This is a genomic window from Herbidospora cretacea, assembly GCF_001570605.1.
Classification (GTDB): Bacteria; Actinomycetota; Actinomycetes; order Streptosporangiales; family Streptosporangiaceae; genus Herbidospora; species Herbidospora cretacea.
In genome coordinates, this window is record NZ_BBXG01000001.1 from 340,842 (window position 1) to 357,821 (window position 16,980).

The 16,980-nt window shown below is 72.0% G+C and carries 15 protein-coding genes; 8 read left to right on the forward strand and 7 right to left on the reverse strand.

Going from position 1 to position 16,980, the window contains the following annotated elements:
* Positions 1-36 precede the first annotated feature (36 nt).
* The 4 genes from AW270_RS00805 to AW270_RS00820 are packed head-to-tail and all read left to right on the forward strand — an operon-like array spanning position 37 to position 5,113.
* The gene (locus AW270_RS00805; protein ID WP_061289152.1) at positions 37-1,242 is read left to right on the forward strand and encodes an acetyl-CoA acetyltransferase; all 1,206 of its coding nucleotides are present in this window, start codon (positions 37-39) and stop codon (positions 1,240-1,242) included.
* A 2-nt stretch (positions 1,243-1,244) separates the two neighbouring features.
* A complete protein-coding gene (locus AW270_RS00810; RefSeq protein WP_061289155.1) occupies positions 1,245-2,753 on the forward strand; it encodes a carotenoid oxygenase family protein in 1,509 nt (502 codons plus the stop codon).
* A complete protein-coding gene (locus tag AW270_RS00815) occupies positions 2,746-3,663 on the forward strand; it encodes a winged helix-turn-helix transcriptional regulator (RefSeq protein WP_061289158.1) in 918 nt (305 codons plus the stop codon). The genes AW270_RS00810 and AW270_RS00815 overlap by 8 nt, the downstream gene beginning before the upstream one ends.
* Before the next feature lie 55 nt (positions 3,664-3,718).
* Positions 3,719-5,113, forward strand: a complete 1,395-nt coding sequence (locus AW270_RS00820; RefSeq protein WP_061289161.1) for an ATP-binding protein — start codon at positions 3,719-3,721, stop codon at positions 5,111-5,113.
* Here the strand turns inward: AW270_RS00820 and AW270_RS00825 are convergent.
* Positions 5,010-5,951: a DMT family transporter gene (locus AW270_RS00825; RefSeq protein ID WP_061289166.1), complete on the reverse strand. Its 942-nt coding sequence runs from the start codon at positions 5,949-5,951 to the stop codon at positions 5,010-5,012. The genes AW270_RS00820 and AW270_RS00825 overlap by 104 nt on opposite strands.
* 44 nt (positions 5,952-5,995) lie before the next feature.
* Here AW270_RS00825 and AW270_RS00830 point away from each other — a divergent pair, with 44 nt between their 5' ends.
* Entirely contained in the window at positions 5,996-6,493 is a 498-nt protein-coding gene (locus AW270_RS00830; protein ID WP_061289171.1) for a MarR family winged helix-turn-helix transcriptional regulator, read from the forward strand.
* Between the two features lie 138 nt (positions 6,494-6,631).
* Here the strand turns inward: AW270_RS00830 and AW270_RS00835 are convergent, their stop codons facing one another.
* On the reverse strand, positions 6,632-7,789 hold the full coding sequence (locus AW270_RS00835; RefSeq protein ID WP_061289174.1) for an alkaline phosphatase PhoX: 1,158 nt from the start codon (positions 7,787-7,789) through the stop codon (positions 6,632-6,634).
* A gap of 115 nt (positions 7,790-7,904) precedes the next feature.
* Here AW270_RS00835 and AW270_RS00840 point away from each other — a divergent pair, with 115 nt between their 5' ends.
* From AW270_RS00840 to AW270_RS00850, 3 genes are read left to right on the forward strand one after another with little or no spacing between them, the layout of a single operon-like run.
* On the forward strand, positions 7,905-10,265 hold the full coding sequence (locus AW270_RS00840; protein ID WP_061289177.1) for a PEP/pyruvate-binding domain-containing protein: 2,361 nt from the start codon (positions 7,905-7,907) through the stop codon (positions 10,263-10,265).
* Between the two features lie 14 nt (positions 10,266-10,279).
* Positions 10,280-10,657, forward strand: a complete 378-nt coding sequence (locus tag AW270_RS00845; protein WP_082801200.1) for a YchJ family protein — start codon at positions 10,280-10,282, stop codon at positions 10,655-10,657.
* Positions 10,641-11,714, forward strand: coding sequence for a methyltransferase (locus tag AW270_RS00850; RefSeq protein WP_061289184.1), 1,074 nt, complete (start codon positions 10,641-10,643; stop codon positions 11,712-11,714). Before AW270_RS00845 ends, AW270_RS00850 begins: the two co-directional genes overlap by 17 nt.
* On the opposite strand, the gene AW270_RS00855 is transcribed toward AW270_RS00850, so the two are convergent.
* The 5 genes from AW270_RS00855 to AW270_RS37350 form a co-directional block, all read right to left on the reverse strand.
* The gene (locus AW270_RS00855) at positions 11,701-12,201 is read right to left on the reverse strand and encodes a nucleoside deaminase (protein WP_061290108.1); all 501 of its coding nucleotides are present in this window, start codon (positions 12,199-12,201) and stop codon (positions 11,701-11,703) included. The genes AW270_RS00850 and AW270_RS00855 overlap by 14 nt on opposite strands.
* A gap of 2 nt (positions 12,202-12,203) precedes the next feature.
* Positions 12,204-13,028, reverse strand: a complete 825-nt coding sequence (locus AW270_RS00860; protein ID WP_218009044.1) for a carbohydrate ABC transporter permease — start codon at positions 13,026-13,028, stop codon at positions 12,204-12,206.
* A complete protein-coding gene (locus AW270_RS00865) occupies positions 13,025-13,927 on the reverse strand; it encodes a carbohydrate ABC transporter permease (protein ID WP_061289187.1) in 903 nt (300 codons plus the stop codon). The genes AW270_RS00860 and AW270_RS00865 overlap by 4 nt, the downstream gene beginning before the upstream one ends.
* Before the next feature lie 2 nt (positions 13,928-13,929).
* Positions 13,930-15,306, reverse strand: a complete 1,377-nt coding sequence (locus AW270_RS00870) for an ABC transporter substrate-binding protein (protein ID WP_169807234.1) — start codon at positions 15,304-15,306, stop codon at positions 13,930-13,932.
* Between the two features lie 86 nt (positions 15,307-15,392).
* On the reverse strand, positions 15,393-16,934 hold the full coding sequence (locus AW270_RS37350) for a substrate-binding domain-containing protein (protein ID WP_061289193.1): 1,542 nt from the start codon (positions 16,932-16,934) through the stop codon (positions 15,393-15,395).
* Positions 16,935-16,980: the final 46 nt, after the last annotated feature.

Genomic DNA, 16,980 nt, shown 5'->3' on the forward strand with positions numbered 1-16,980 from the left:
TTTGCACTCTAACTCTGTCTGTTGTAGTACGAAAGTATGCCGGAAGCCGTATGGGTCCTGGGTGGCCACCAGACCGACTTCGCCCGCAACTGGTCCCGCGAGGGCCTCGACTTCGCCGATCTCACCGAGGAGGTCGTGCGGGGCACCCTGGACGACGCCGGGATCGCCCCCGCCGACGTCGGGGTGATCCACGTCGGCAACGCCTTCGGCCAGCTGTTCACCGGCCAGGGCCAGCTCGGCGGCATGCCCGCCACGGTCGTGCCCGAGCTCTGGGACGTCCCCGCCACCCGCCACGAGGCCGCCTGCGCCTCCGGCGGCGTGGCCCTCCTCGCGGCGATGGCCGACATCGAGTCGGGCCGGTACGACTGCGCCCTGGTCCTCGGCCTGGAGCTCGAACGCACCGTCCCCGGCGACGACGCCGCCGGCCACCTGGGCGCCGCCGCCTGGGTCGGCCACGAGGGCCGGGACGCCAAGTTCATGTGGCCGCACATGTTCAGCGCCCTCACCGACGAGTACGACCGCCGCTACGGCCTCGACGAGGCCCACCTGCGCGAGATCGCCCGGCTGAACTTCGCCAACGCCAAGGCCAACCCCCTCGCCCAGACCCGGAAGTGGACCTTCACCCCGGAGAGCTTCGAGGCCGACGACGCCGCCAACCCGGTCGTCGAGGGCCGGGTCCGCCGGACCGACTGCTCCCAGATCACCGACGGCGGCGCGGGCGTGGTCCTGGCCGGCAGACGGTTCATGAGACGGCGGGCGATGGCCCGGATCCTCGGCTGGGGCCACCGCACGGTCGGCCTGCCGCTGGACCGGAAGCTGGCCCGCAGCGCCGGCGACCGCTACGTCCTGCCGCACGTCCGCCGCGCGATCACCGACGCCTTCACCCGCGCCGGGGTCTCTCTGGAGGGGATCGACGGCATCGAGACCCACGACTGCTTCACCATGTCGGAGTACGCCGCGATCGACCACTTCGGCATCACCGAGCCGGGCGAGAGCTGGAAGGCCGTCGAGAACGGCGATCTGGCGATCGGGGGGCGTATCCCGGTCAATCCGAGCGGCGGCCTGATCGGCGGCGGCCACCCGGTCGGCGCAACCGGCGTACGGATGGTGCTCGATGCGTGTAAGCAGGTGTCGGGACGCGCGGGGGCGGGTCAGGTCGAGGGGGCCCGCCGCTTCGGCACGCTCAACATCGGCGGCAGCACCACCACGACCGTCAGCTTCGTGATCGGAACAGGGGAGTAGCCATGGACGTCGACGTCGTCGCACGGGTCCTGTCGACCCTTCCGGAGGATGACGACCACCCCTACCGGACCGGACCGTGGCGTCCCCAGACGACCGAGTGGCGGGCCGACGACCTCGACGTGACCGGCGAGATCCCGGCCGACCTCGACGGGGTCTACCTGCGCAACACCGAGAACCCCGTCCATCCGGCCATCGAGCGCTACCACCCGTTCGACGGCGACGGCATGATCCACGTGATCGGCTTCCGCGACGGCAAGGCGTTCTACCGCAACCGCTTCGTCCGGACCGACGGCTTCCTGGCCGAGGCCGAGGCGGGAAAACCCTTGTGGGCGGGCCTGGCCGAGCGCCCCTCGCTGTCGCTCCGCGACGGCTGGGGCGCGCGCGGCGGTCTCAAGGACGCGTCGTCGACCGACGTCGTCGTGCACGCCGGGGTGGCGCTGACCAGCTTCTACCAGTGCGGCGACCTCTACCGGCTCGACCCGCTCACCCTGGAGACGCTGGGCAAGACCACCTGGAACGGCGACTTCCCCTATGCCTGCGGGGTGTCGGCCCACACGAAGGTCGACCCGCGCACCGGGGAGCTGCTGTTCTTCAACTACGGCACCGACGAGCCCTACATGCACTACGGCGTGGTCTCCGCCGACAACCGCCTGACCCACTACGTCGACGTCCCGCTGCCCGGCCCGCGGCTGCCCCACGACATGGCGTTCACCGAGAACTACGCCATCCTCAACGACTGCCCCATGTTCTGGGACCCGGCGCTGCTGGCCCGGGGCAAGTACGCCGCCCGCTTCCACCCCGAGATCCCGCTCCGCATCGGCGTCATCCCGAGGAACGGTTCGGCGGTCCGGTGGTTCGAGGCCGCCTCCACCTACGTCCTGCACTGGGTCAACGCCTACGAGGAGGGCGACGAGATCGTGCTCGACGGCTTCTTCCAGGAGGACCCCGAGCCGAAGGACATCGGCGACGGCAGCTACTACCAGCGCATTTTCCGCTTCCTCGCCCTCGACCGCATGAAGACGAAGCTGCACCGCTGGCGGCTCGACCTGAAGACCGGCGCCTGCCGCGAGGAACGGCTGACCGACTCCATCACCGAGTTCGGCGTGCTCAACTCCGGGTTCGGCGGCGTCGGCTACCGCTACGCCTACGCGGCGACCGGCGTCGAGGGCTGGTTCCTGTTCGACGGCCTGACCAGACACGACCTGCTGACGGGCAAGGAGGAGACGTACAAACTGCCGGAGAACGTCTACGGCAGCGAGCCCGCCATGGCCCCCCGCACCGGCTCCGCCGCCGAGGACGACGGCTACCTCATCACCCTGACGACGGACATGAACCACGACCGGTCCGAATGCCTGATCTTCGACGCCGCCCGGGTGTCCGACGGCCCGCTGGCCCGGATCCGCCTCCCCGAGCGGATCTCCAGCGGCACCCACGCCACCTGGGCCGCCGGCGACTCCATCCCCGGCTGGCGCACCGCCGACGCGCCCGAACAGGCCATCGGGCTTGGCTGACTCGCCGACCCTCCTCGAACCGGGGGGCACGAACGCGGTGGGGGTGACCCTCGGCCTGGTCGGCGACGAGTGGAACCTCCTCATCCTCCGGCACGCCGTGATGGGGGTCCGGCGCTACGCCGAGTGGCGCGCGGCGCTGCCGATCTCCCACGCGGTCCTGACCGCCCGGCTGGCCCACCTCACCGCGATGGGCGTCTTCGACCGGGTCCGCTACGCCGGGGACCGGTGTGAATACGTGCTGACCAAGCGGGGCCGCGACCTGTGGCCGGTCCTGCTCACGGTCTGGGCGTGGGAGTCGGCGTGGGTGCCCGAACACGCCGAGTCGCTGCCCGTGATGACCCACCGCGCCTGCGGCTCGGAGTTCCGCCCCGTCCTGGCCTGCCAGGCCTGCTCGGAGGCGGTCCTACCCCGCGACGTCTCCGGGGTCTTCGGCCCCTCCGGCTCGTGGGAGCGCTCGGTGCCCGCCGGCGCGACCCGGCGGCGCGGCACCTCCGCCGAGGCGGGGCTGTTCCCCCAGACGATGAGCCTCATCGGGAACCGCTGGTCGTCGGCGATCCTCGGCGGGGCGTTCCAGGGCCTGCACCGTTTCCGCGACTTCGAACAGCGCCTGGGCGCGCCACCGGCGATCGTCGCCGACCGGCTGCGGGTCTTCTGTGAGCTGGGCATCTTCGAGCAGGTCCCCTCACGCGACCGGGCCGACTGGACGACCTACCACCTGACCGACAAGGGGCGGGGCTTCTTCCCCGTCGTGGTGACCGCGATCGCCTGGGGCCAGCGCTGGTTCCGCGCCCCCGAGGGTCCCGCGCTGGTCTATCGGCACCGGTCGTGCGAGCGCTGGTTCCTGCCCCGGCTGCTCTGCGGCACGTGCGGTGCGGCCCTGAGCGGCCAGGACGTCGCCGTGGGGCGTTAGTTCCGCTGGCGATAGTATCGGCGGCGATACTATCAGGCACGATACTCTTGTCGGCATGACCGGTTTCGTCGGGCGGGCTCATGAGCTCGCCGCCCTCACCAGGCAGCTCGGCCGCGTCCAGGGCGACCGGCCGGGACAGTGCGTGCTGATCCGGGGCCGGCGGCGGCTCGGCAAGTCGGCGCTGGCCGAGGAGTTCATCCACCGTGCCGGGGCGCCGTCGCTCTACTTCACGGCCCGGGGGGAGAGGGCCGACGTCGAGCTGGCGCAACTGGGCGAGGACGTCGCGGCGTCGGACCTGCCCGGCCGGGCCGAATACGCCGAAGCGGACCCCCGGTCGTGGGCCGCCGCGCTCCAGACGCTCGCGGACGCGCTTCCGGCCGACCGGCCCTCGGTCGTGGTGATCGACGAGGTCCCCTATCTCATGGAGACCGTGCACGCCTTCGAGGGGATCCTCCAGCGGGCGTGGGACCGGTTCCTGTCGCGCAAGCCGGTGCTGCTGCTGCTCATCGGGTCGGATCTGTCGATGATGAAGGCGCTGAACAGCTACGAGCGGCCCTTCCACCAGCGGGGGACCGAGATGGTCGTCGGGCCCCTGACCCCCGCCGAGATCCAGGCCATGCTCGGGCTCGACGCCGCGACCGCGTTCGACGCCACCCTGGTCACCGGCGGGCTGCCGCTGATCTGCGCGCAGTGGCGGCGGGGAGCGACCCTGCGGGAGTTCCTGGACGACTCCCTGACCGACCCGCTCTCCGCGCTCCTCGTGTCGGCCGAACGGTCGCTCGCGGCGGAGTTCCCGGCCGACTCCATGGCGGCCGAGGTGCTGCGCGCGATAGGCAGCGGGGAGCGCACCTTCACCAACATCGCCCGCGCGGCCGGGGGGATCTCGCACACCACGCTGAGCCGGGCGAGCGCAGTGCTGGAGGCCAAGGGCATCGTCGCCGGGGAACTGCCGCTGTCGCTGCGGCCGTCGAAGGAGCGGCGCTACCGCATCACCGATCCCTACCTCCGGTTCTGGCTGACCTTCGTGCGTCCCCACATGCCGGAGATCGAGCGGCGGCGCGGTGATCTCACCCTGCGCCGGGTCACGGCGTCGTGGAGCTCGTGGCGAGGGAGGGCGGTGGAGCCGCTGGTCCGCGACGCGCTGGCCCGGCTCCTCCCGGACGACCGGCTGCCCGCCGCCGAGATCGGCGCCTACTGGACCCGGGGGAACACCGTCGAGATCGACATCGTGGGGGCCGACCGCACGCCCAGCGCCCGGGAACTGCGGTTCGCCGGGTCGATCAAATGGCTGGAGAGCCCGTTCGACGACCACGATCTGCAGAGGCTCATCCAGCAGCGGGCGGCGCTCACCGACGGGCCGATCCCGCTGGTCGCCGTGTCCCGGGCGGGGGTGACCCCTCCGGGTGTCGCGGCCTACGGCCCGGAGGACCTGCTCCGCGCCTGGAGCTGACCGGGCGGCCCAGCAGGATGCCCGCGAACGTCAGCGCCAGGCCGCCCAGCTGGACCGGGGTGAGGGTCTCGGCCGCGACCACGGTGCCGACGAGCACCCCCGTCACGGGGTTGAGCAGGCCGATGAGGCCGACCGTGCCGGCCGGGAGATGGCGCAGGCCGGTGAACCAGGCGGTGAAGGCGACCGCGGTGGCGATCACCGACACGTAGGCGTAGGCGGCGATCGCGGGGGCGTCCACCACGGGCGGGGCGCCCTCGGCGACGATCGCGACCGGGACCAGGACCAGGCCTCCGGCGGTGAGCTGCCAGGCCGTGGACGACAGCACGTCCACCCCCGCGCTCCAGCGCTTGGCCAGGATGAAGCCGACCGACGACAGGACCATCGCCGACACCGAGGCCAGGACGCCCCAGCCGTTCACCGCCCCGGCCCCGGTCAGGACCGTGAGGGCCACTCCGGCCACGCCGACGGCCGCGCCGAGCAGGTGGGTGACCGCCGGGCGTTCGGCGACCAGGCCCCAGGCCAGCAGCATCATCACCATCGGCGAGGTCGCCATGATGGTCGAGGCGACGCTCGACGGGAGCAGCTGCGCCGCCAGGTAGACGAGGGCGAAGAAGACGCTCATGTTGAGCGAGCCGAGGACGAGCGAACGCCACCACCACGACCCGCGCGGCAGGCTCCGCGTCACCAGCAGGAGCAGCAGACCGGCGGGGAGGGCGCGGAACACCGCGCCGTAGAGGGGATGGTCGGCGGGGAGGTAGGTGTGGGTGACGTAGTAGGTCGTCCCCCACGCGATGGGGGCGATGGCCGTCACCGGGGCCCACCGCCAGGTGGCTTCCATGGAAGCAATATAGCTTCCCGGGAAGCTATATCCTGACCGGCGTGATGGATCACGTCGCGCGCATCCAGCAGGAATGGGCCCGCGAGCGGCCCGACCTCGACGTCGGCCCGGCCGGGGTCATCGGGCGGTTGCACCGGGTCGGCGGTCACCTGACCGAGCGGCTCTGCCTCGTCTTCCGGCGGTTCGGGCTGACCGAGGGCGAGTTCGACGTGCTGGCCGCCCTGCGCCGGGCGGGCGCGCCCTTCGAACGGGCCCCCGGCGAGCTGGCCGCCCACACGATGGTGACCACGGGGGCGATGACCAAGCGGATCGACCGGCTGGAACAGTCGGGGCTCGTCACCCGGCGGCCCAGCGACTCCGACGGCCGGGGCCGCGTGGTGGCCCTCACCACGGCGGGCCTGGAGCTGATCGACGCGGCCTTCACCGAGCACATGGCCAACGAGCGCCGCCTGCTCGACGCCCTCTCACCGGAGGACGCGGAACGCCTGGAGGCGATCCTCACCACCTGGCTGGCCGCCTTCGAACTGCCCGTCGGCGACTGACGCGGCGTGACGGCGGGCGGGCCGAGCGGGTGAGGAGCGCCGGATGACCGCCGCACGCCGGGCGGCGGGAGGCGCCGGGGTGGGCGTGAGCCGTAACGGAAGAGGGGTGGCCGGTGGAAGGCCGGCCACCCGTTCGGTTCAGCGGCGGAACGGGCCGGTGACGCAGTAGGTGATGCCGCCCGACGACGAGCCCGACGTCCCGCGCTGCGACGAGAAGTAGAGGCGGTCGCCCGCCGGGCTGAAGGCCGGACCGGTGATCTCCGAGGAGCCCTGGCCGGTGATGCGGAGGAACGGGGAGATCTTGTCGTCGGGGGTGATCATGCAGATCTCCATGTTGCCGCCGTCCTCGGCGACGTAGAGGTCGCCCGAGGTGGCGCCGGTGACGTTGTCGACGCCGGTCAGCGGGGGAGTGCCCGGCGACACGAGGCTGTCGTCGTAGGCCAGCTCGTAGGTGTTGCCGGCCAGGTTGACCTGCCAGACGCGGTTGTCGCCCTTGGTGGTGAACCAGACGGTGTCGTTGGCGTAGTAGCAGCCCTCGCCGCCGTTGAACGACTTCGAGCCCGAGACCTGGCTGCGGGTCACTGTCGGCGAGCCGTCGGGGTCGGGGACGTTCGCCCAGGTGAACGAGCCGCTCGTGGCCGAACCGGCGACCATGACCTGGAGCCTGCCCGCCGACAGGTCGCCCCAGGTCGCCGGGACGAACCGGTAGAAGCGGCCGTCGGTCTCGTCTTCGGTCAGGTAGACGACCTTCCTGACCGGGTCGGCCGCCGCGGCCTCGTGTTTGAACCGGCCCATCGCGGGGCGCTGGACCGCCGCGCCGCCGAAGGGGTAGGTCTCGTACACGAAGCCGCGGCTGACCTCCTCGCAGGACAGCCAGGTGTTCCACGGGGTCTTGCCGCCCGCGCAGTTCTGCCGGGTGTCGGCCAGGATCCGGCCGGCCGACACGACGTCGCCGGAGGAGCCGAAGCGGATCGCCGAGGCGCCGCCGCCCGGGTTGATCTCGGAGTTGGAGACGTAGATCCAGCCGGATCCGTCGGCGAAGCAGGCCCCGCCGTCAGGGGCGTCGTGCCAGGTGTACGAGGTGCCGGAGACCACCTGCCGGGATCGGGCGATCACCCGGCTGGTGAAGCCCGACGGCAGCAGGATGCCGTTGGCGTCGGCCGCCAGGAGCGGGCCGTAGGGACTGGCGGCCGGTTGGGCCGGGGCCGCCAGGGCGGCGCCCTGCCAGAGAGTGCCGGAGAAGGCCACCATGCTCGCACCCAGGACGGAAGCGCGAAGGAAATTGCGTCTTTCCATGTTTTCTTACCTCCTTGACTGGGACTGTAAGCCGCGCAATGTTTACACACGGTGAACGGCACACGGGCGTGGCGTGTCGGGTTTGGTATGACCGAGTTTCCGGCATCATCCCGGAATGAGGCCCTATATCCCGCCCTACACCCTGCCGCTGACCAGCGAATCCGCCGACGTCGCGACCGCGGGCGGCAAAGGCGCCTCCCTCGCACGGCTCGCCTCGGCCGGGCTGCCGGTGCCCGGAGGGTTCCACGTCACCGTCGCCGCCTGTCACGCCGGGATGAACCGCGAGGTGACCGCCGCCATCGCGGCGGCCTACCGGGCGATGGGCGACGACGTGCCGGTGGCGGTGCGCTCGTCGGCCACGGCCGAGGACCGGCCCGACGTGTCGTTCGCCGGGCAGCACGACACCTATCTGGGGGTGCGCGGCGCCGCCGCCGTGCTCGACGCGGTGGAGCGGTGCTGGAACTCCCTCGACAACGACCGGGCGCGGGCCTACCGGCAGCGGGTGGGGATCGACCGGCCGGGGATGGCGGTGGTCGTCCAGGAACTGGTCGACGCGTCCGTCTCCGGGGTCATGTTCACCGAGCTCGACGGGAAACTGCTGATCAACGCGGCGTGGGGGCTGGGGGAGACCGTCGTGGGCGGCACGGTCACGCCCGACGTCTACACCCTCGACCGCGAGGGCCACATCGAGGAGACGATCTCCGAGAAGACGGTGATGGCGGGCACGTCCGGGCTCGTGCCGGTGCCCGCCGACATGCGGCTGGTCCCCACGCTGACCCGCGAGCAGGTGATGGCCCTGGCCGGTCTCGGCAGACGCATCGAGAACCTGTACGGCATGCCGATGGACGTCGAATGGGGGATCGCCGAGTCCAAGCCGTACATCCTCCAGGCCCGGCCGATCACCGGGCGGCGGGAGGTCTGGAACGACTCCCTGCGCGGTGACTACCTGTGGTGCAACGGCAACCTCGGCGAGGCCATCCCCAGCGTGATGACGCCGGTGACCTGGTCGGTGGTCCAGCGGTTCATGGCCGACGCCATGATCACCGGTTCGTTCGCCGGGCACCCGATGTGCGGCAACATCGGCGGCCGGTTCTACGTGAACCTGTCGGTCCTGCTCGCCATCGGCGAGTCGCTCGGCCTCACCCGGGTGATCCGCGACAGCCTGGAGCCGATCTTCGGCCGCCTCCCCGAGGGCGCCGACGTCCCGCGCCTGCCGCTGTCCAGGGCCCAGCTCGTACGGGGAGTCCTGCCCCTCCTGCGCGGCAGGCTGGGCCTGTTCACCTACGCCCGCAGGCTGAACCGCGCACTGCCCCGCGCCCGGCGCCGCGCCGACGACCTGCGGACCCTGATCGCCGTCAGCAACGACCTGCCGCACCTGTGGCGCGAGGCGGTCGAACCCTACTTCCGCGACTGCAACCGCCTCCTGGCCGCCGCCGGACGCCAGGACGCCGGCAGCCTGATCTTCCTGCGCAACCGCCTGGAACGCCTCGTCGGCACGGCCGACGCCAACGCGCTGACCAGCGGCTTCGGCGCTTACCTGGAGAGCATGGGGCCGCTGCTCAACCTCGGCCGGGTCAAGTGCGGGCGGATGTCCCGCGACGAGTACGCCCACCGCTGGGGCCACCGCTGCGCCGACGAGTTCGAACTCTCGGCCCCCCGGCCGGGAGAGGACCCCGAATGGCTCGACCAGGAGCTCCTCGGCCTGACCGAGGACCCGATCGAGCTGCTGCGGCGGCAGGAGGCGGTGTCCCGCGAGGCCTGGCGGCGCTTCCGGGAGCGCGACCCCGCCAACGCCTACCGCTACTGGGCCCGGATCCGGCGGTGGGGCGAGATCGTCCAGGCGCGGGAGGAGGCCAGGTCGGAGGCGGTGCGGGCGTTCTGGGTGCTGCGCGACTGGGTCCGCCGGGCCGGTTCGGTGGCCGGGATCGGCAACGACGTCTTCTTCCTGCGGATCGGCGAGATCCTCTCGCTCCTCAAGGGCGACCGGGACGTGCTCGGCCTGATCGGCGCCCGCCGCGCCGCCTACGACCACTACCGGTCGCTGCCGTCCTACCCCGGCGTGATCCGGGGCCGCTTCGACCCGGAACGCTGGGCCGCCGACCCGGACCGCCGCACCGACTACGCCGGCCCGAAGGCCGGGACGCCCGAACGCGACGGCTCCATCAGCGGATTCCCCGGCGCGGCCGGGGTGGTCGAGGGCATCGCCCGCGTCATCCCGTCGGTCGGCGAGTCGGAGCACCTGGCCGCCGGGGAGATCCTGGTCACGTCGGTGACGAACGTGGGCTGGACCCCGCTGTTCCCGCGCGCCGCCGCGGTGGTCACCGACGTCGGCGCACCGCTGTCGCACGCCGCGATCGTGGCCCGCGAACTGGGCATCCCCGCCGTCGTCGGCACCGGCGACGCCACCTCGCGCATCCGCGACGGCGCCCGCGTGCGGGTCGACGGGACCGCCGGGACGGTCGAGGTCCTCGACTAGGGAAGAATGGCCGGGTGGTCGAGACGGGGTGTCCTTGCGGGTCCGGCAAGGGTTATGGGGAGTGCTGCGGGCGGTTCCACGCGGGGGAGGCGGCGGCGCCGACCGCCGAGGCGCTGATGCGCTCGCGCTACAGCGCCTACGCCAAGGGCGACACCGCCTACCTGCTCACCACCTGGCACTCCTCGACCAGGCCCCAGCGGCTCGACCTCGACCGGAAGACCCGGTGGACGGGGCTGGAGATCCTCGGCGCCACCGGCGGGTCGGCCGTCCACACCGAGGGCACGGTCCGGTTCCGGGCCCGCTACGCCGAGCGCGGGCAGGCCGGCGTCCTGGAGGAGCACAGCGCGTTCACGCGCGAGAACGGCCGCTGGGTCTATGTCGCCGCTCTCTGACCTCGGCCTGCGCCGCTACCCCGACGACCCGCGCGACCGGTTCCGCGCCTGGGACGCCGCCGACGAATACCTCCTCGACGAGCTCGGCGAACCGCAGGGCACGGTCGTCGTGTTCGGCGACCGCTGGGGTGCGCTCACCACCGCCCTGGCCGCCTTCGACCCGGTGCAGATCACCGACTCCTACCTGACCCAGCAGGCCACCCGGGCCAACGCGGCCCGCCTGGGCCTGGGAGAGCCGCGCCTGCTGTCGGTGCTCGACGCGCCGCCGCCGCGGGTCGACACGCTGCTCGTCCGGATCCCCAAAAGCCTGGCCCTGCTGGAAGACCAGCTCGTCAGGCTCGCGCCGTCGGTCCACTCCGGCACGAGAATCGTCGGCACGGGCATGGTGAAGGAGATCCACACCTCCACGCTGGCCCTCTTCGAGAAGATCCTCGGCCCGACCCGGACCTCCCTCGCGGTGCGGAAGGCCCGGCTGATCTTCACCGAGCCGCGCCCCTCGCAGGCCACGAGCCGGTTCCCGGTCTCGTACAGCCACGAAGGGATGGAGCTGGTCAACCACGCCGGCGTGTTCTGCGCCGACCGGCTCGACATCGGCACCCGGTTCTTCCTCAAGCACCTGCCGGAGACGCGCAAGGGGCAGCGGGTCGTGGACCTCGGGTGCGGCAACGGGATCGTCGGGGCGTTCGTGCTGCGCGACAACCCCGACGCCGAGGTCCTGTTCGTCGACGAGTCCCACGCCGCGGTCGCCTCGGCCCGCGCCAACGTCCGGGGCCCGGCGGAGTTTCTGGTGGGCGACGGGCTGGCGGAGGCCGAGCCGGGGTCGGCCGACCTCGTGCTGTGCAACCCGCCCTTCCACGAGCACCAGGCCGTCACCGACGCCACCGCGTGGCGGATGTTCACCCAGGCCAGGCGGGCGCTGCGGCCCGGGGGCGAGCTGCGGATCGTCGGCAACCGGCACCTCGGCTACCACGCCAAGCTGAAGCGCCTGTTCGGCAACTCCGCCGTGGTCGCCGGCGACCCGAAGTTCGTCGTGGTCAGCGCGGTCAAGAGCCGGTGACGCCGGCCACTCGGTCGAACTGCCGGCGGTGGAGAGCCTTCATGGCGTCCTCGAACTCGGGGATCGGGCCTTCGACGGTCACCAGGGGGGCGACCTCCTCGATCGGGAGGGGGCGCACCGGCGCCGACGGCGCGCCCCACCCGTCGCGCCACCCGGTCAGCTGAGCGGCCGAGACGACGTACACGATGCGGCCGAGGCCCACCCATCCGTGGGCGGCCGAGCACATCGGGCAGTGTTCGCCGGAGGTGTAGACGGTCGCGCCCGCCCGGTCCTGCGGCGTCATGTTGGCGGCGGCCCACCGGGCCAGTTCGAACTCCGGGTGCCGGGTCTCGTCGCCGCCGGAGGTCCGGTTGTGGTCTTCGGCCAGTTTCGTGCCGTCGGCCGTGGCCAGCACCGAGCCGAACGGCTCCTCGCCCTTCTCGTACGCCTCGTGCGCCAGCTCGACGCAGCGCCGCAGATGCCCCAGGTCCGTCCCGGAAACCGCCATGATCACCCTTTCACCGCGCCGACCAGTCCGTTCACGAAGTAGCGCTGGAGGAACGCGAAGAGCGCGATCACCGGCAGCACCATGATCAATGATGCCGCGAGCACCTCGTTGTAGCGGACGACCGTACCGGAAATAAGGGATTCGAGCCCCAGCGGAAGCGTGTAGAGCGCCTCGTCGTTCAGGGAGACCCGGCTCAGCACGTACTCGTTCCACGTCGGGACCGCCGTCAGGACCGCGATCGTGATGTGGGCGGGCCTGGTCAGCGGCAGGTAGACGCGCAGGAAGATCCGCGCCTCGCTCGCGCCGTCGGCCCGCGCGGCCTCGCGCAGTTCCCTGGGGATGCCCCGGAACGCCGCCGTCAGCAGCAGCACCGTCAGCGGGGCCGTGCCGTTGACGAACGGCAGCACCAGGCCCATGTGGGTGCCGAGCAGGCCCAGCCGGTTCTCCAGGATGACGACCGGCAGCAGCACCGTGATGCCCGGGACGAACAGCAGCGCCACGAACAGCCAGTAGAGCGTCTTCGCGCCGGGGAACCTGAGCACCGCGAACGCGTAGGAGGCCAGGCTGTAGACGACCAGCACGCCGAGCACCGTCAGCCCGGTCACGACGAGGCTGTTGCGGAAGTAGTCGACGAACGCGAGCTGGTTCCACGTGGTCACGATCGTGTCGAACGTGGGCTCGCGCGGGATCAGGTGGCCGCCGTCGAGGATCTCCTCGCGGGTCTTGAACGCCCCCGACACCATCCACAGGAACGGGTAGAGGCTCAGCGCGGCGTAGATCGACAGCGCCACGTAGGCGGCCGTCCTCGCGATGCGGGCGGCGGTCACCGCACCCTCCTCAGCAGCCGGGCGTTGGCCAGGGTCAGCAGCACGGCCCCGACGAACAGCAGCCAGCCGAGCGCGCTCGACAGGCCGAGCGTGGGCGCCAGCCCCTTGAAGAACGCCAGCTCGTAGGTCTCCAGGGCGAGCACGTTGGTGTGCCCGCCGGGCCCGCCGTTCGTCATGATCAGGAAGATCTGGAAGCCGTGCAGCGAGTCGCGGACGCCCAGCAGCACGATCCCGGCCGTCATCGGCGTCAGCAGCGGCACGATGATCCGCCGCAGCACCTGGCGCGGGGCCGCGCCGTCGATGCGGGCCGCCTCGACCATGCTCGGGTCGATCGCCTGGAGCCCGGTCAGGTAGAGCAGCGTCGCGGTCGGCACCGCCGACCAGACCAGGATGAGGATCAGCGTCCACAGCGCGGTCGACGGGTTGGCCAGCCAGCCCTGCGGCTGCGCCAGCGAGCCGAGGCCCGCCGAGCGCAGCATCAGGTTGATCGACCCCTCGGGTTCGAGCAGGTAGCGCCAGGCGTAGTAGGTGGCGATGCCGGTGGTGACGTACGGGAGGAAGTACACCGAGCGCAGCAGCCCCCGCAGGCGGCGCACGGAGTTGAGCGTCACCGCCAGCGGCAGCGAGATGAGCACGGTCAGCAGCGGCACCGCCACGCACACCTGGAGGGTGTTCCAGGCGGCCCGGCGCACCCCCGGGGCCAGCGACGGGTCGGCCCACAGCAGGTCGGCGTAGTTCTCCAGGCCCACCCAGATCCACTCGGGGGTGAACCCGTTCCACGAGGCGAAGCTGAGCGCCAGGCCGCTGCCGATCGTGTAGACGCCCATCACCGCGAAGAGGGCCACGGCCGGGAACACGAACGCCCAGCCGGTGAGCCACTCCTTCCACCGGGCCGCCATGGCTACTCGGCCGACTTCCACATCGCTCCGAAGATGGCGTCCAGTTCCTTGCCCGCCTGCGCCGGGTCGAGCTCCTTCAGAGGTGACAGCCGGACGAACGCGTCACCCGGTTTGACCTGGTCGTAGCCGCCCGGGAAGAACGTCGTGTCGCCCGCGTCGTAGGTGCTGGCCGGGTCGCCGGTGAAGTACTTCTGCAGCGCGGCCAGCTCCGGGCCCATCAGCGTGGCCGCCTCGGCGCCCAGGTCGGTGGCCGGCAGGTCGAGCGACTCCTTGGCGACCAGGCCTGCCCCGGACGGCGAGGTGACGTAGTCGAGCCACTTGAGCGCGGCGGCCCGGTTCTTGGACGTCGAGGTGACACCGAGGGAGGTCAGGGCCAGCGGGGCCATCACGATGTCCTTGTGGGCCCCGGCCGCCGAGGGCGGGATCGGGAAGGTGAGCACCTTGTCGGGCGACATCCCGTTCTGGGCCAGGAAGGCCAGCGTGAACGTGCCGCCGACGTTGTAGGCCGACTTGCCCTGGGCGAACGCGATGTCGGCCTCGTCGATCCCGAGGGTGGTCGCGCCGGGCATCCAGTAGGGCGTCAGCTGCGAGTACAGATCGAGGGTCTTGACCCCGTCGGGAGACCCGAACCCGGCCGCGGTGTCCTTGCCGAACAGCCCCTGGAACTTCTCCTTGCCCAGGTAGGCGTGGGCGAGCGGCTGGTAGACCCAGTTGAACCCGACCTGGCTGACCTTCAGGCCGAGCGACAGGCCGCCCGCCTGCGGGTCCTTCTCCGTGGACGTCTTCAGCGCCGCCACGAACTCCTCCCAGCTGGCCGGGGGAGTGTCGGGGCTGAGCCCGGCGGCCTGGAGCTTCTCCTTGTTGGCGTAGACGATGCCGAACGCGCCCGCCGTGAACGGGACGGCGTACATCGACCCGGCCTTGGCCTGCTTGAACGGCGAGTCGGCCGCCGCCCGGTCGATTCTGCCCTGGTCGAGGACGCCCGCGTTCTGGGTGGACGGCAGGAACCGGCCCTTCCAGGCGTCGTTCACGTCGCCGCTGATGTCGGCGAGCAGCCCGGACGCGCCGAGCTCCAGGTCCTCACCGGCGGCGTGGGCCTCCAGCACGTCGGGCAGGTCGCCCGTCTGGGCGGCGCTCTGGATCTTGCTCTTGAAGACGTCGTCGGGCGTGACGGCCTCGACCTTCACGCCGATGCCGGTCTGCGCGGTGAACTGCTCGGCGGCCTTCTGGAGCGCCGCCGCGTGCGACTGCTTGAAGGTCCACATCGTTATCGACTGCCCTGACGCGGCCGGCTCGCCCGGCTGACCACCGCCGCCTGACGAACAGCCGGCGACCGCCACGGTGGCGGCGGCGGCCAGGGACAGGATTCGCGCTTTCATTGATGCCATGTCGGCCCCCTGGGGGTGGGACGCAAATCGTTAAGACTGAACCGTGAATTTACACGGGAGAAATCCTCTGTCAAGGGTCAGGCCGACTCGCGGCGGACCAGCCGGGCCGGGATGATCGTCTCCGTCGAGCTCTCGGTCAGCGTGCCCGACAGGCGGGCGAGCAGGCGTTCGCCGCAGGCCCGGCCGATCTCCCGCGCCGGGTTGGCCATCGTGGTCAGCCGGGGCGAGACCAGGCTCGCGGCCTCGATGTCGTCGAAGCCCATCACCGCCAGGTCGGCCGGGATCCGCAGGCCACGGGCCAGGGCGGCGTCGATCGCCCCCAGCGCCATGAGGTCGTTGGCGCAGAGCACCGCGTCGGGCGGGTCGGCGGTGCCGAGCAGCCAGGACGTGCCGCCCGCGCCGCCCGCGCGGCTGAAGCTGGTGTGCACCACCAGCCGGGGATCGGCCTCGATACCGGCCGACGCGAGCGCCAGCCGGTAGCCCGAGACTCGCTCGGCGGCGGGCCCCTCGGCGCGCGGCCCGCAGACGAACCCGATCCGCCGGTAGCCCGTCTCCAGCAGGTGGCGGGTCGCCTCGGCCGCGCCGCCCTCGTCGTCGCTGTGCACCAGGTCGACGCCGTCCTGCACCTGCACGCCGCCCAGCCGGACCACCGGCAGGCCCGCCTCGATGACCGGCAGGAGGTCCTCGGCGTGGGTGTGGAAGACGGCGAACGCGAGCCCGTCGACCTGCCGGGCGATCATCTGCTCGATCGCGGCACGTTCCATGTCCCGGTCGCCGTCGGTGTTGCTGATGATCTCGTCGTAACCGGCCGGCCGCAGCACGTCCTGCAGCCCCCGGGCCAGCGCCGGATAGAACGGGTTGGTGATGTCGGGGATGACCAGCCCGATCGTCTGGCTCCGGTTGGTCCGCAGCCCGCGCGCCAGCACGTTGGGCCGGTAGCCGAGCCGGTCGATCGCCTCCAGCACCCGCCGCCGCGTCTCCGCCGCGACCGGCCGCCGCCCGTTCAGCGTGTGGGACACCGTGGTCGCGCTGACCCCGGCCGCCTGCGCGACCAGCAGGATGCTCGGCCGCCGGGAGTCGGACCTCGGGGCGGGCGCGCGTCTGACCGGCGGCGCGGCGAACGAGGCCAGCGCCTCCCTGAGCTCCTCGCGGGCCTCCTCGGCGGCCGTGGGCGCGGGCACGCCGCCGGCCACCCGCAGGATCGCCGACTCCCACACCCGCCGGGCCGCCGCCGCGATCAGCGCCCCGGTCACGCCGGTGCCGAGCTCCTCCTCCCGCGCCGCGAACGCCTCCCGCGCGTGGGCGCGCAGGTCGGCGTTGTCGCGGTAGACGCGGGCCCGCGCCTGGTCGAGCACGCCGGTCGCCGCCACCCATTCGGCCACCACGCGCGGCACCGGCTCCCCGGGGAGCGGCCCGCGCGGCAGCAGCGGCGGATCGGCGTCGAAGTAGAGCTGCTCCTTGGCCGGGAAGTAGTTGAACACCGTCTTGACCGCGACGTCGGCCTCGGCGGCGACGTCGGCGACCGTGACGGCGGCGAACCCGCGTTCGGCGAACAGCCGCAGCGCGGCCCCGGTGATCGCCCGGCGCGTCTCGGCCTTCTTCCGCTCCCGCCGATCCATGGAGGGATCGTATATCCACACGCACCTTGCATCGGCTGTAACTTCA

What these genes read in the sequence shown, in the direction of transcription:
- AW270_RS00835 (WP_061289174.1), bottom strand. Translation starts at nt 7,789, where the DNA reads ATGGAAAGACGCAATTTCCTTCGCGCTTCCGTCCTGGGTGCGAGCATG.
- AW270_RS00850 (WP_061289184.1), top strand. Translation starts at nt 10,641, where the DNA reads ATGTCGCCGCTCTCTGACCTCGGCCTGCGCCGCTACCCCGACGACCCG.
- AW270_RS00805 (WP_061289152.1), top strand. Translation starts at nt 37, where the DNA reads ATGCCGGAAGCCGTATGGGTCCTGGGTGGCCACCAGACCGACTTCGCC.
- AW270_RS00825 (WP_061289166.1), bottom strand. Translation starts at nt 5,951, where the DNA reads ATGGAAGCCACCTGGCGGTGGGCCCCGGTGACGGCCATCGCCCCCATC.
- AW270_RS37350 (WP_061289193.1), bottom strand. Translation starts at nt 16,934, where the DNA reads ATGGATCGGCGGGAGCGGAAGAAGGCCGAGACGCGCCGGGCGATCACC.
- AW270_RS00870 (WP_169807234.1), bottom strand. Translation starts at nt 15,306, where the DNA reads ATGAAAGCGCGAATCCTGTCCCTGGCCGCCGCCGCCACCGTGGCGGTC.
- AW270_RS00820 (WP_061289161.1), top strand. Translation starts at nt 3,719, where the DNA reads ATGACCGGTTTCGTCGGGCGGGCTCATGAGCTCGCCGCCCTCACCAGG.
- AW270_RS00810 (WP_061289155.1), top strand. Translation starts at nt 1,245, where the DNA reads ATGGACGTCGACGTCGTCGCACGGGTCCTGTCGACCCTTCCGGAGGAT.
- AW270_RS00830 (WP_061289171.1), top strand. Translation starts at nt 5,996, where the DNA reads ATGGATCACGTCGCGCGCATCCAGCAGGAATGGGCCCGCGAGCGGCCC.
- AW270_RS00865 (WP_061289187.1), bottom strand. Translation starts at nt 13,927, where the DNA reads ATGGCGGCCCGGTGGAAGGAGTGGCTCACCGGCTGGGCGTTCGTGTTC.
- AW270_RS00840 (WP_061289177.1), top strand. Translation starts at nt 7,905, where the DNA reads ATGAGGCCCTATATCCCGCCCTACACCCTGCCGCTGACCAGCGAATCC.
- AW270_RS00855 (WP_061290108.1), bottom strand. Translation starts at nt 12,201, where the DNA reads ATGGCGGTTTCCGGGACGGACCTGGGGCATCTGCGGCGCTGCGTCGAG.